11 protein-coding genes are annotated in these 14,373 nt (G+C 42.2%); 6 read left to right on the forward strand and 5 right to left on the reverse strand.

The genetic code is table 11. The features are described from left to right. The 3 genes from ACOQOA_RS04065 to ACOQOA_RS04075 all read left to right on the forward strand — a co-directional run bounded on the left by ACOQOA_RS04065 (position 1) and on the right by ACOQOA_RS04075 (position 5,442). Positions 1 to 1,113, forward strand: a complete 1,113-nt coding sequence (locus ACOQOA_RS04065; RefSeq protein WP_420547373.1) for an efflux RND transporter periplasmic adaptor subunit — start codon at positions 1 to 3, stop codon at positions 1,111 to 1,113. 24 nt (positions 1,114 to 1,137) lie between these two features. Then, positions 1,138 to 4,497, forward strand: a complete 3,360-nt coding sequence (locus ACOQOA_RS04070; protein ID WP_420547374.1) for an efflux RND transporter permease subunit — start codon at positions 1,138 to 1,140, stop codon at positions 4,495 to 4,497. A 129-nt stretch (positions 4,498 to 4,626) separates the two neighbouring features. Further along, entirely contained in the window at positions 4,627 to 5,442 is an 816-nt protein-coding gene (locus tag ACOQOA_RS04075) for a TraB/GumN family protein (protein ID WP_420547375.1), read from the forward strand. On the opposite strand, the gene ACOQOA_RS04080 is transcribed toward ACOQOA_RS04075, so the two are convergent. Continuing rightward, positions 5,426 to 6,007: an EndoU domain-containing protein gene (locus ACOQOA_RS04080; protein ID WP_420547376.1), complete on the reverse strand. Its 582-nt coding sequence runs from the start codon at positions 6,005 to 6,007 to the stop codon at positions 5,426 to 5,428. The two genes, ACOQOA_RS04075 and ACOQOA_RS04080, sit on opposite strands and share 17 nt — an antisense overlap. A 142-nt stretch (positions 6,008 to 6,149) precedes the next feature. On the opposite strand from ACOQOA_RS04080, the gene uvrA reads away from it, so the two are divergent. The 3 genes from uvrA (at position 6,150) to ACOQOA_RS04095 (ending at position 11,152) form a co-directional block, all read left to right on the forward strand. Then, positions 6,150 to 9,017 (forward strand): excinuclease ABC subunit UvrA, encoded by a 2,868-nt coding sequence (uvrA, locus tag ACOQOA_RS04085; RefSeq protein WP_420547377.1) that lies wholly within the window; start codon positions 6,150 to 6,152, stop codon positions 9,015 to 9,017. A 97-nt stretch (positions 9,018 to 9,114) separates the two neighbouring features. After that, positions 9,115 to 10,464 (forward strand): methylenetetrahydrofolate--tRNA-(uracil(54)-C(5))-methyltransferase (FADH(2)-oxidizing) TrmFO, encoded by a 1,350-nt coding sequence (gene trmFO / locus ACOQOA_RS04090; protein WP_420547378.1) that lies wholly within the window; start codon positions 9,115 to 9,117, stop codon positions 10,462 to 10,464. A 34-nt stretch (positions 10,465 to 10,498) separates the two neighbouring features. Next, a complete protein-coding gene (locus ACOQOA_RS04095) occupies positions 10,499 to 11,152 on the forward strand; it encodes a MarC family protein (protein WP_420547379.1) in 654 nt (217 codons plus the stop codon). Here ACOQOA_RS04095 and ACOQOA_RS04100 read toward each other — a convergent pair. The 4 genes from ACOQOA_RS04100 to secF form a co-directional block, all read right to left on the reverse strand. Beyond that, positions 11,149 to 12,006: a phytoene/squalene synthase family protein gene (locus tag ACOQOA_RS04100; RefSeq protein ID WP_420547380.1), complete on the reverse strand. Its 858-nt coding sequence runs from the start codon at positions 12,004 to 12,006 to the stop codon at positions 11,149 to 11,151. The two genes, ACOQOA_RS04095 and ACOQOA_RS04100, sit on opposite strands and share 4 nt — an antisense overlap. Positions 12,007 to 12,018: 12 nt before the next feature. After that, on the reverse strand, positions 12,019 to 12,948 hold the full coding sequence (locus tag ACOQOA_RS04105; protein WP_420547381.1) for a squalene/phytoene synthase family protein: 930 nt from the start codon (positions 12,946 to 12,948) through the stop codon (positions 12,019 to 12,021). A gap of 8 nt (positions 12,949 to 12,956) precedes the next feature. Beyond that, positions 12,957 to 13,346 carry an Mth938-like domain-containing protein gene (locus ACOQOA_RS04110; RefSeq protein WP_420547382.1) on the reverse strand — a complete coding sequence of 130 codons (390 nt, stop codon included), beginning with the start codon at positions 13,344 to 13,346 and terminating at the stop codon, positions 12,957 to 12,959. Between the two features lie 73 nt (positions 13,347 to 13,419). Beyond that, complete coding sequence (gene secF, locus ACOQOA_RS04115) at positions 13,420 to 14,364, reverse strand: protein translocase subunit SecF (protein WP_420547383.1); 945 nt, start codon at positions 14,362 to 14,364, stop codon at positions 13,420 to 13,422. Between the last annotated feature and the right edge of the window lie 9 nt (positions 14,365 to 14,373).

Genomic DNA, 14,373 nt, shown 5'->3' on the forward strand with positions numbered 1-14,373 from the left:
ATGCTAAGATCACGATTAAATATCAAACCTTCCGTCTTAATCGCTGTTGGATTGGCAACAGGTATCGGCCTTTGGTTATGGTCTGGCCAAGATCTAAATGCAAATACTGAAAATCCGGCGGACGAGGTTAGCCAGGAAGAGAAATTGCCTTCCTATAAGACCTCTGTTCGCTATGTAGACTCAACTGCAATTAATCATCAGGCCTCTATACAAATTACTGCGCAAACACAATATGACCGCGTCGCTACAATTCGCGCTGAAACCTATGGCAAAATTGTAAAGCTGGATATGGAAGAAACTTATCCAGTTGAAAAGAACGCCTTAATTACCCAGTTGGCAATTCAAGATCGTGGATCTCAGATCAAGCGTGCAGAAGCCATTCTGGAACAACGTGAAATCGAATTTGAAGCTGCGACCAAACTTGCGAAGAAGGGATTCAACTCCCAAATCCGCAAAGCTGAGGCTTTAGCGAATCTAGAATCCGCTAAATCCGACTTACATGTGGCGCGGACTAACTATGCAAATACGAGTGTTCGAAGCCCATTTGATGGTATCATCCAAACACAAAGCGTTGAACTAGGTGACTATGTACAAGAAGGAGATCCGATTGCCACAATTGTTGACATGAACCCTATGTATATTGTGGCGTATGTTTCTGAAAAAGAAATCAATGCGATTTCATTAGACTCAGAAGCAACAGGCACCCTCATCAATGGTGAACAAATCACAGGCTTGGTAAGTCATATATCCCCTACAGCCCTGGAAAGCACACGTAGTTTTGAAGTGAAGGTAGAAGTGCCCAATCCTGATGGTAAAATTCTATCCGGCTTAACAGCAAGTGTGACATTGCCACTCGGTCAAACAAAGGCACATCTGCTTTCCCCCGCTCTTCTTACATTAAATAATGCCGGAAATATCGGGGTTAAAACCCTTTCTGACGATGACATTGTTGAGTTTAATCTGGTCAATATTATTGAAGATACTGAAAAAGGTGTCTGGGTAAGTGGCTTACCTGACAATATCCGTATCATTGCTGTCGGTCAGGAATTTGTAGCCGCAGGCGCGCAAGTAACTGCAACACCATTAAATGTAAGCAATGCTTCAAACTCTTAAGATCGATTAAGTCGGAGAAAACACATGTCTATAATCAGTGCCGCGTTCAATCGATCAAGAACAGCCTTATCCTTATTGTTGTTCATTTTGATTGCTGGTGCCCTTGCCTATATCAATATTCCAAAAGAATCTGATCCGGATATCGATATTCCAATTATTTATGTCTCTCTTCATCATGAAGGTATCTCCCCAGAAGATGCTGAGCGATTGCTTGTCCGCCCTATTGAAAAGGAAGTACGCAGTATCGAAGGCATTAAAGAAATGCGGTCTACTGCTTATGAAGGTGGTGCTAACGTTGTTTTGGAATTCGATGCCGGTTTCGATGCAGATACCGCATTGGATGATGTACGCGAGAAAGTAGATACCGCAAAGCCGGAATTACCAGATGACACCGATGAACCGTCTGTTCATGAAGTCAATCTTAGTCAATTCCCTGTTTTGGTTGTCACACTAGCAGGACAAGTACCTGAAAGAACATTACTTCGTATTGCTGATGAATTGAAAGACGATATCGAAGCGTTACCAGCTGTACTTGAAGTCAATATCATTGGCGATCGTGATGAAGCTGTCGAAGTGATCATTGATCCAATGAAAATGGAAAGCTATAATATCAATCCTGATGAAGTTTTCACGTCATTAAGTCGCTCAAATATTTTGATTGCTGCGGGTGCGATGGATACAGGCCAAGGACGTTTCTCTGTTAAAGTTCCTGGTCTGTTTGAAAGTGCAAAAGATATTTTAGACATGCCTCTTAAGGTGGATGGGGATTCCTTGATCCGTATAGGCGATATTGCTGAGTTACGTAAAACATTTAAAGATCCAACCAATTTTGCGCGTGTGAATGGTAAACCAGCCGTGACATTGGAAGTTTCCAAGCGTACAGGCGAAAATATCATCGACACAATTGCAAAAGTACGTGAAGTTGTAACAGCAGAGTCAGAACGCTTCCCGCCAGGTGTCCAGTTCGGGTTTAGCCAAGATAAATCCAACAATATCAAAGACATGCTAACAGATCTTCAGAATAACATTACAAGTGCAATCTTGCTTGTAATGATTGTAATTGTTGGCGCTCTTGGTTTACGTGGCGGCTTGCTTGTAGGACTAGCTATTCCTGGCTCTTTCCTAGCAGGTGTATTATTCCTCTATATCGTTGGTTTTACAGTTAACGTGGTGGTACTTTTCGCCCTTATTTTATCAGTTGGTATGCTGGTTGATGGTGCGATTGTTGTTACTGAATATGCTGATAGAAAACTTGCTGAAGGTGAGCCAAAAGAGGTTGCTTATGGATTAGCTGCCAAACGAATGGCTTGGCCGATTATCGCATCAACTGCAACAACATTGGCTGCATTCTTACCATTGTTATTCTGGCCAGATATTGTTGGTGAATTTATGAAATATATGCCAATCACCCTGATTGCGACATTAACCGCATCTTTGGCCATGGCATTAGTATTCATCCCAGTTTTAGGCGCGAATTTAGCAGGTGTGTTACGTCTTGTGATTTCAATCGCCCTTGCTGTTGCTTTCGGTGCTATTGGTATGGGATTAACTGAATCTTTCCTTGGTGGTGCAGCTGCTTTAGTTGCCGTTTTATTAGCTATCCTTGGTATCTTCTTGGGGGCGAAGCTTGGCAAATTATTGGGACGTCTGTTAGAGCAAACCAATGTAGAGCCTGCGATTGCGCAAGAATTAAGTGCTGGGCATGGTGAGCAAGGTTTATCAAATGTGAAAGGTCCATCGGCCGTTTACATCAAGATGCTTCGCGGTGCATTACGTTTTCCAGGCACTTGCCTCACAGTAGGTGTCGGTATTTTGATTGGCACATACATGCTATATGGCGCAATTGGTAAAGGCGTTGAATTCTTTCCGGAAATTGAACCTGAGCTTGGAATCATTAATATCCATGCCCGCGGTAATATGTCTGTACAAGAAAAGAATTATCTTGCCGAAGAAGTTGAACGTCGTGTTCTTCAGTTGCAGGAAGAAAAAGACGAATTCAAAACAATCTATTCTTCCGCAGGTAATTTTGAGGCGCGTGACGATACCGCCGAAGATATCATTGGTAAAATACAATTAGAATTCCGTACATGGGATGAACGTCGTCCTTATACGGAAATCACTGCAGATCTTCGTGAAAGAACAGAAGATCTCACTGGTATCTGGATTGAACATCAACAACAACGAGAAGGTCCACAACAAGGTAAACCTATCCATCTGGAATTTTCTTCCTGGAGTCCAGAACTGATTGAACCTGTTTTAGATCAGGCACGTGCCTATCTTGAGACAGTTGATGGCCTTGTCGAAATTGAAGATAGTCGCCCTATTCCTGGGATCGAATGGGAATTGGATGTTGATCGCGCACAAGCCGCCAAATTTGGTGCAGATGTGGTCACCATCGGCAACGTAATTCAGCTGGTAACTAAGGGGATGAAAATCAGCGATTATCGTCCTGATAGCAGCGATGATGAAGTAGATATCCTTGCACGCTATCCTGTTGAATATCGTACTTTGAACCAATTAGATAATATTCGTATTCAAACAAGTGTAGGTTTGGTTCCTGTATCAAACTTCATCACACGTACGCCAAAGCAAAAAACTGGCTTGTTACGTCGCACAGATGCAAAGCGTATCATGTTCCTGAAAGCTGACGTCGCAGAAGGTGTTCTCGCGGACACCAAAGTGAAAGAAATCCAAGCTGCCATGGAGCATTTCGAATTGCCTGACGGTGTCGATGTGACCTTCAAGGGTGATAATGAAGATCAACAAAGATCACAGGACTTCTTGGTGTCCGCTTTTGCAGTCGCCCTCTTCTTGATGGCGTTGATTTTGGTAACGCAGTTTAACAGTTTCTATTCAGCTTTCTTGATCTTGTTTGCAGTTATTATGTCAACTGCGGGCGTCTTCATCGGTTTAATGGTAATAGGCCAACCATTTGGTATTGTGATGTCAGGTGTTGGCGTTATTGCTTTGGCCGGTATCGTTGTAAACAATAATATCGTGTTGATCGATACCTATGACCGTTTGGTTCAAACTGAAAAAGATATACGTACAGCAATCCTGTTAACTGGTGCACAACGTTTACGTCCGGTTATGTTGACCACAATCACAACCATCCTTGGTTTGATGCCTATGGTATTGCAGGTCAATATCAACTTCGTTTCTCGTGAAATTTCACAAGGGGCGCCCTCCACACAATGGTGGGTTCAGCTTTCAACTGCCATCGCATTTGGGTTGGCTTTTGCGACTGTATTGACGTTGGTTCTAACCCCATGTGCCTTGATGTTACGTGGTAATATCAAAGATTGGTATGAAAAACGTAAAGCAAAGAAGCTTGGAAATCCTGACACTCCTGCCCCTAATGTCGAAGTAGAAGCAGCTGAATAATACATGTCCCCTCTTATTTCCAAAAATAAGAGGGGATTTTTTTTGAGTTAAAACGAGATGTTAAAAAAACTGACCCTAATCTTTATATCTCTTTCTGTCTTGTCCGCACCTGCATATGCATCGGAAAAGGTGAACCCAGCTTTATGGTTAATATCTGATCATGATAGTAAGATTTGGCTTTTTGGAACAATTCACGCCCTAGATAAAAAAATCAAATGGCGTACACCAAAAATTACGAAGGCATTAACGGAAACAGATACTCTTTATTTAGAAGTTTCACTTGATGAAATGTCCGGTCAGAAAGCGATCGCTCTGATATCCGAATATGGTTTAAACAAAAATGGGCAAAGTTTATTTGATTTATTAACCCCCGAAACAAATACTGCGCTTCAGCAATTAATCATAAAATACAATTTACCTGAAAATTTCAAACAACAACTGACACCGATGCGCCCTTGGTTAGCAGCGCTCACCTTTCTCAACATACAGATGATGAGCGAACAAATTGATCCTCAATCAGGTGTCGACCAGTCTTTAGAGAATGAAGCCAAGTTGTTCAAAAAAGAAATACGATATCTTGAAACAATTGAGCAGCAACTAGGATTATTCGGAAATTTATCACCAGAAGATGACTTACGTTTCTTTGAGGATTCTATTACCCAGATGGCGGATTCACCCGAAATGCTACATACGATGTTAGATTTATGGAAAACTGGTGATACGGAAGGGCTAGCGGACTTTATGAATGTGACATTTAGTCAATTCCCCAACCTTCAGAAGTCATTTTTATTCAATCGAAATAAGAACTGGGCCAACCAAATTGATAAAATGATGAAAGGTTCAGGTAATATTTTTATTGCTGTTGGTGCAGGTCATCTAGGAGGCGAAAAATCTGTTCAATGGTATCTTGAACAAAAGGGTTATCATATTACTCGCGTTCAATAGATATGCAGGAAGCTGATTGCTGATTACTCATCAATGGCCATGCTGTTGCTACATGCCCATTATCACGACGGAAGTAGCCATTGATAACTAAAGCCTCTCCATTCGAGCCATAACAATATTTCCCTTCATTCCTTATTGGTGCAGAGAGCCCTCCCCATTTTCCATTCTTGTAACGACAACGAACATGAGTTGCAGCATAGACAATACTATTCATCACTTGCCTTGCTGAGCAATGATCTGGAAAAAATGTAGAGCCGCGTCTTTTTATAAACCATTCCCCCTCGTCCCAAACATAAAGTGGTGCGGCTTCATATACGCCTGTTTCACTATTCTTTCGGTCAATATCTTCTATATAGGCTGTATTGCTATCCTCCCCATTTGGGCGGTGATGATAGCCAGTACCCTTGGTTTTCTTACGATTTACATCACCACAGAAGATATGCCCCCAATCCACCTGAATGGCATGTTCCGTTTTTAATCCCTCATATTCACAAGAATGTGATACCTCTCCTGCCATAAGGCTGTCAGTAGGAACCGACGAAACTATGGACAAAAACGTGAACATCACTATGTTTCTTGACAGATGGCTTCGCATGTTGTGATTCATCCAGATATACATATTTTGCCGTATAAGATTATTGATAAGATCAACCTAGATATTTGATCTCTTATTTCAGCATAAACCCGATTTGTTTAAGGCTAAAGACATGAATAATGAAACTCCTGTAGCTGCCAATAAAAACGTGATCAGCGTACGTGGCGCACGTGAGCATAACCTGAAAGATGTAAGTGTGGATTTACCACGAGATCAGCTTGTGGTGATTACAGGTCTATCAGGTTCAGGTAAGTCTTCTCTCGCCTTTGATACGATTTATGCAGATGGGCAGCGCCGTTATGTTGAATCCCTCTCCGCTTATGCGCGTCAATTCCTTGAAATGATGCAAAAACCCGATGTTGATCTTATTGAGGGTTTAAGCCCTGCTATTTCTATTGAGCAAAAGACGACGTCTAAAAATCCGCGTTCGACAGTCGGCACAGTCACAGAAATTTATGATTATATGCGTTTGTTATGGGCACGTATTGGGATTCCATATTCCCCGACCACAGGCCTTCCAATTCAAAGCCAAACAGTCACCCAAATGGTTGACCGTATTATGGATATGGAAGAAGGAACAAAACTTTACCTTCTTGCTCCCATCGTGCGAGGTCGCAAAGGGGAATATCGTAAAGAATTCGCAGATCTACAGAAACGTGGTTTCCAACGTGCCAAAGTTGATGGTGAGTTTTATTTAATCGAAGATGTGCCTGCACTAGATAAAAAACTTAAACATAACATTGATGTGGTTGTTGATCGTGTTGTGGTGCGTGAAGGTCTAGCAACACGTTTAGCAGACTCCATAGAGACTGCACTGGATATCTCCGAAGGCCTTCTCTTTGCTGAAGATGCGACTACGGGACAGCAAACTGTCTTTTCCGCGAATTTTGCATGTCCTGAAAGTGGCTTTACAATTGAAGAAATTGAACCTCGTCTCTTTTCTTTCAACAACCCATTTGGCGCTTGTCCTGTATGTGACGGTCTAGGCACCCATATGGAGTTTGATGAAGAACTTGTTATTCCTGATAAAGATAAGCCATTAGATAATGGAGCTATCGCGCCGTGGTCTAAGACCAGTTCACCTTACTATCGCCAAACCCTACAAGCAGTTGCCAAACATTTTGGCGAAAAACCAAACACTGCCTTTAGTAAGTTACCTAAGAAAGTTCAAAATGCTGTGCTTTACGGTACAGGCAAGGCTGAAGTTGAATTTTACTATGATGATGGATCACGCACCTATAAAACAAAGAAACCATTTGAAGGTGTGATCAATAATATGGAACGACGTTTCCGTGAAACAGATAGTAACTGGTCACGTGATGAATTATCCAAATACCAATCTGTTCATGCTTGCGGCCATTGCCTAGGCTACAGGCTGAAAGAAGAAGCTCTTGCAGTCAAAATTGACGATAAACATATTGCCAATGTTGCTGAAATGTCGATTGCCGAAGCGGGTAAATGGTTTGATGCTGTTGGTGAAAAACTATCCGAAAAAGATCAAGAAATCGCATATCGCATTTTGAAAGAGATCAACGAACGTCTCGGATTCCTAAATAATGTGGGATTACAGTACCTTACACTCTCACGCAACTCTGGTACATTATCCGGTGGCGAAAGTCAGCGTATTCGTTTGGCAAGCCAAATCGGTTCCGGATTAACAGGCGTCTTATATGTATTGGATGAGCCCTCTATCGGCCTACATCAGCGTGACAATGATCGCCTATTAGCCACATTGAAACGTCTTCGTGATCTTGGAAATACAGTGATCGTCGTAGAACATGATGAAGATGCCATCCGTGCGGCTGATTATCTGGTTGATATGGGACCAGGCGCAGGTGTGAACGGTGGTACCGTTGTTGCGGCGGGTACACCTGATCAAGTCTTCCAATGTCCAGATAGTGTCACAGGACAATATATTACTGGCATGATGCAAGTTCCAATTCCTGCGAAACGTCGCAAAGCCAAGAATAACAAAAAATTGGTTCTATCTGGCGCGCGCAGTAATAACCTTAAAAAGGTCACTGCAGAAATACCATTAGGCACATTCACTTGTATCACTGGTGTGTCTGGCAGTGGGAAGTCAACATTAACCATCGAAACCTTATGGAAAGCCCTAAGTCGTGACCTAATGGGTTCACGTGAACAGCCGGGACTTTATGATGAGTTAAAAGGTATTCAACATCTGGATAAGGTGATTGATATTGACCAATCCCCTATTGGTCGAACACCGCGCTCAAACCCGGCGACATATACAGGTGCCTTCACACCAATTCGTGAATGGTTTGCTGGATTACCGGAAGCCAAAACACGCGGATATGCCGCAGGACGTTTTTCTTTCAATGTAAAAGGTGGTCGTTGTGAGGCGTGCCAAGGGGATGGTGTTATCAAGATCGAAATGCATTTCCTACCCGATGTTTATGTCCAATGTGACCAATGTAAAGGCCATCGCTATAATCGCGAAACATTGGAAGTTAAATATAAAGACAAGTCCATTTCTGACGTTTTGGATATGACAGTAGACGAAGCTGCTGAATTCTTTAAGGCTGTACCATCCATCCGCGATAAGATGATCACTCTTCAACAAGTTGGACTTGGCTATATTAAAGTCGGTCAACAAGCTACCACTCTATCTGGTGGTGAAGCACAACGGGTGAAACTTGCTAAGGAATTAAGCCGTCGTGCGACCGGTAAAACTTTATACATCCTTGATGAGCCAACCACTGGCCTACATTTCGAGGATGTTCGCAAGTTATTAGAAGTTCTACAAACCCTTGTTGATACTGGTAATACAGTTGTTGTTATTGAGCATAACCTTGAAGTGATCAAGACAGCTGATTGGATCATCGATATTGGACCGGACGGCGGCGATAAAGGTGGTGAAATTGTTGCTATGGGCACACCTGAAGATGTGGCCGCGGTATCTGGAAGTTATACGGGTCACTATTTGCAGCCATATCTCAGTAAACAGGCTGCTGAATAGTTCCAATACCCCTTGAAGAACTGGCTTCGGGGGCTTGACTTCAACCTCAGAAAGCGTCATGACCTGCCTCAAGATTTCTTGAGTTAGGATTATGATTATGAGTGATATAAAACCTGTTCACGTAATTGGTGGTGGCCTTGCAGGGTCTGAAGCAACTTGGCAGTTGATTAGTCAGGGTGTGCCTGTTGTGTTGCATGAAATGCGCCCGACCAGAGACACATTCGCTCACCAAACACATGATTTGGCTGAATTGGTCTGTTCCAACTCCTTCCGTTCTGACGATCATGAATATAACGCAGTAGGTTTAATCCATCATGAGATGCGCCAATTAGATTCCATCATCATGAAATTTGGCGATGAATGCTCGGTACCTGCAGGTGGTGCTTTGGCTGTCGATCGCCATGAGTTTTCGGGCAAAGTAACCAAGACGTTAGAAGATCATCCTCTCGTTACAATTGAACGTGAAGAAATCACGGAAATTCCTGATGAATGGGACCGTATCATTGTTGCATCTGGCCCCTTAACGTCCCCTGCCCTGACAGAGAAAATTCTTAAAATCACTGATGAGGCTCAACTGTCTTTCTTCGATGCAATCGCCCCAATCGTGCATAAAGACAGTATCGATATGTCAAAAGCTTGGTTCCAATCCCGTTACGATAAAGGAACAGGCACGGATTATATCAACTGCCCGATGACAGAAGAACAATATAATAATTTCATTGATGCTATTCTTGATGCGGAGAAAACAGAGTTCAAAGAATGGGAAAAAGATACGCCCTATTTTGAAGGCTGCTTGCCAATCGAAGTTATGGCTGAACGTGGTCGCGAAACATTACGTTTTGGTCCCATGAAACCTGTTGGCCTTACCAATCCACATGCGGAAGAAAAACAATATGCCGTTGTTCAATTGCGTATGGATAACAAGCTGGGAACATTATGGAATATTGTTGGTTTCCAAACCAAAATGAAATATGGCGCACAGGTAGAAGTTTTACGTAATATCCCGGGGCTTGAGAAAGCGGAATTCGCACGCCTTGGCGGTATTCACCGTAATACATTTATCAATAGCCCTCGCCTATTGGATGATCAATTACGCCTAAAAGCGGATCCGCGTATTCGTTTCGCAGGTCAAATTACAGGTGTGGAAGGCTATATCGAAAGTTCTGCTATTGGCTTAATAACAGGACGTATGGCTGCAGCCGAATGTCATGGTGAAACCTTTACGCCACCGCCTGCAACCACAGCCCTAGGTGCATTGCTTTCGCATCTAACAGAGAATGCCGAAGAAGAAACATTCCAGCCAATGAATGTGAATTTCGGCCTCTTCCCACCGCCAGAAGTGCCAAAAGGCAAACGCAAGATCAAAGGCCGTGATCGCAAGCTGGCCTTGAGTACACGTGCAAAAGAAGATATGACTAAATGGTTAGAAAGCGAAATTAACGCATAAACCATTCATGAAATTGATTTTCTAAGGTTAGCTTATGTTTGAAACAGCCCTTGTTTCCTTTACTACATTCTTCGCCGTTATTGGTCCATTTGACGTTGCAGCTTTGTTTGCGGCCTTAACCGCCAATGCAACGGGTAAAGAAAGACGGTCCATGGCGATTAAGGGTGTGTTGATTGCAACGGGTGTCCTTTTGCTTTTCGCTGTTTTTGGTAAAGCGACATTAAATCTATTTGGTATTTCTTTACCCGCATTAAAAATCGCGGGTGGTATTTTACTTCTTTTAATTTCTATCGATTTGGTTTTTGCACGTCATTCCGGTGCAAATTCCACCACCAAAGAAGAAAATAAAGAAGCGGAAAAGAAACAGGATATTTCAGTCTTCCCATTAGCGACGCCTTTGATCGCCGGCCCTGGATCTATTGGTGCAGTTATCCTTCTCATGGCTGAAACACACGGGGATTATCAACTAGGCTCTATGGTTGTTTTGGGGATGGTTGGTATTTTAATCATGACCTTGGTTTTGTTGCTTGTTGCAACCCAAGTTCAAAAATTACTAGGTGTCACCGGATTACAAGTAGTATCCCGTGTTGTAGGTGTATTACTTGCCGCACTCGCTGTTCAATTCGTCCTAGATGGCGTTGAAGCCAGCAATCTGCTTTCCAGCATCCCTGGTATATCCAGCCGTTAAAACCTACCTAACAAGTTCTTCCAAAGAAGCTTAAACATACGTAAACCTGACGGATGTGCCAACGAACTATCATATGGATTGTATTCAGCCTTTTTCAGTTGAAATACATAGCTTTCAGCCAAAGTCGCAAGATGTAAAAGAGGTTTTACTTTTTTGGGGATTGAAACTTCATTGTTGCGTGCTTCTTGCAAGAGGTTACTTACAATTCCACAAATCTCTTTAACAGCTAAATTAAGTTCTAAACTTTCATTCAAGTCACGCATACGACGGCCATCGATCTTGTGACGTTTCACTAATTCTTCGGGTAACCATTGCTTTTTAGCCCGTAAATGAAACGGCAGTGCGCGCATCAAACCTATAAGGGCCCAAGCAGTCCCTATTTGTCCTGCAACTTGCATTACATCTTCAGCTTTTACTCCCAAAGCGGTTACAGCAAGTTTTAGGCAATTACCACCTGTTGCATTTGCATATTCCATTAACTCTGAAAGCGTTTGTATAGCTTCTTCTTCCAAATCCTTTTCACGAGCGTCAATCAATTGGTCAAACAAATCCTTCGGAAGCTCTACACGCGCTAATAAATCTGCAAGAGGTTTAGTAATTTCATGACGACGCGGCTTATTTGCGTAACATTCCTCAATTGCCTCCCGCCACCATTGCAGACGAATACGACCGAGCATAGGTTCACTTACCGCAGATGATGTTTTCGCAATTTCATAATTAAAAGCATAAAGACACAAAACATCTTCACGAAATTCAGGTGAAAGCATCATTGTTGTAATAAAGCGATCTTTGTCCTTATCATGAACAATATTACCAATCGCAGATAAATCAGAAATAGATTTATTTTCAGTCATTAAGGATCTTCTTTAGGACGCATTTAACAGATCATCTTGTTGGCGTAATTTTTCTTCAAATCCATCATCAAGCATCGCTAATGGATCGGCTTTCATCTTCTCAAACATGGTCATATACAATCCAAGGAGAGATTTAAAGATGGCTAGGTTTCGCAATGACATATGTGGTTGTAACTCATCTCGACAAACATCAATTTCATCGATGTAACTCTCTGCTTGCTTTAAAATTTCACAAATAAGATACCGGATATCTTCTTGTGTAAATGTTTCACCAAGATCATTTAGTAGTTCCTGCGGCAAAGTCAGTAATTGGTCAGCTTTAACTGCATCTTTTACCAGATCACGTGCGATATGAACCAAATAACAGAACAGGCCCATACCTTTTGCTTTGCCCATTAAATCCAGACCATTTATACCTGTATATCTACCGGATTGATAATCAGCCGTAAGAATATACAAATAAACCGCTGTTGGAGAAACAGTTGCCCCCCAACTATAGTCTTCAAAGTCGTTCCAACCCTGAATAGGAATCTCATTAACATCACGGGACATTGCAGATGCCATTGCCTGCCAAGGCAAAGCTCCCAAATTACTTTGTCCCGCCGTTTGACTTAACAGACGAAATATTGAAATCGCCTCACCTTCAGGAAGTTTAAAGGCAAAGTCAGGTTTAAAGAATTCGCCATTTGCGGCCTTGATACAAGTTTCTTCCCAAGCAGAAATTCTGTCTAGATAAGCTTGCCGTTGAATATCACGATCTTCTACCGGTAACGTCAAAAAATCTTCATCTACCAAATCATCAATCAGACGCATCGATGCATATGTTGGTGCAAAAAGCATTTGTAGTGGTTTCGCTAAAGTACGACTAACCAATGCCAAATTTGAACCTCCCTGTCGGGTGATTTTTTGGCAAATAGCAAAATCTTCTTTAGCAAGAGACATGGAAATTCCTATTCAGCAGGCATTGCAATTAAAGCGGCAGCAACCCGACGTCCTTCGCCTAAAAGAATATTGTAAGTGCGACAAGCAGCCCCTGTATCCATAAAATCTGGTGGAGTTCCTTTTTCACGTAAAGCTTGACGAAGGCTAGAAGGAATTAGCATCATTTTCTCACCACAGCCTAATAACAAAAGTTCAACCGTTGGATCAGCATCAAATACAGCTTGGAAACTCTCAACAGTTAGCTCAGCCACATCAGTTACATCCCATGACACAACTTTATCCGGAAAAACAATGACAGAACCTTCGAACACTTCATCAGTGATCTTGAAACGATTAGGGCCATAAGAATCAATAAATTTAGCACCTGCTTCTAGTGGCGGCGTTACATCAACTGCCATCTTCAATCCAATCTTAATTTTTGTTTCTTATATTAAAAGGGCCGCATAATTGCGACCCCTTGTTTATAACAGATTATGCACTGGCATCATCTTTTTTTGAACCGGGATATTCTTCTTCATCTGTACCGCGATTTGGTTCCATATAGGTTAATATAGGTCCAGCCAAAGCGATAGAGGAATAAGTACCAATAATCACACCCCAAATCAGTGCAATAGAGAAACCACGAATAACTTCTCCACCAAAGACAAACAGTGCCAACAACGCTATGAGAGTTGTTACAGATGTCATCACCGTACGTGATAAAGTTTGGTTAATGGACAGATTATATAATTCAATGAAATCCATCACCTTGAATTTACGCATATTCTCCCGGATACGGTCATAGACAACAACGGTATCGTTAATCGAATAACCTGCAATGGTCAAAATCGCCGCAACAGTTGCAAGATTGAATTCCAAACCAAGTAACGAGAATAACCCAATCGTGGTAATTACGTCATGACTTAAGGCTATCACAGCACCAACACCGAATTGCCATTCAAACCGGAACCAGATGTAAATTAAAATTGCGCCAACAGCCGATAAAACGGCCCATAAGGCAGCTTCCTGTAGCTCTGCCCCAACAGTTGGTCCTACAAGTTCCGTACGGCGATATTCAGCTACCTGTGTCGCCAACGTCTCTTTTACCAAAGTAACAGCAGCTTGTTGAGCTTCGGCATTACCTTCTTGACGTTGAACTTTAATCAAGACCGTATTGTCATCACCGAACTCTTGGATTGATACATCGCCCAAACCAAGACCACCTAGCTGACGACGCATGGAGGTTACATCTGCAGGACCATTTGTCTCTGCCTCAATCAGGATACCACCTAAGAAATCAATACCTAGATTTAAACCATTAACAGCAAAAGAACCAATAGAAGCCACAATCAAAAATGCAGAAAACACGAATGCAGCAATACGCTTTGAAGCAAAATTAAAGCTCGGTGTTTCAGGGATAAGTTTCAATAATCTCATTTTCTTTCT

It is taken from the genome of Curvivirga sp., from assembly GCF_965219885.1.
Taxonomy (GTDB): Bacteria; Pseudomonadota; Alphaproteobacteria; order UBA8366; family Aestuariispiraceae; genus Curvivirga.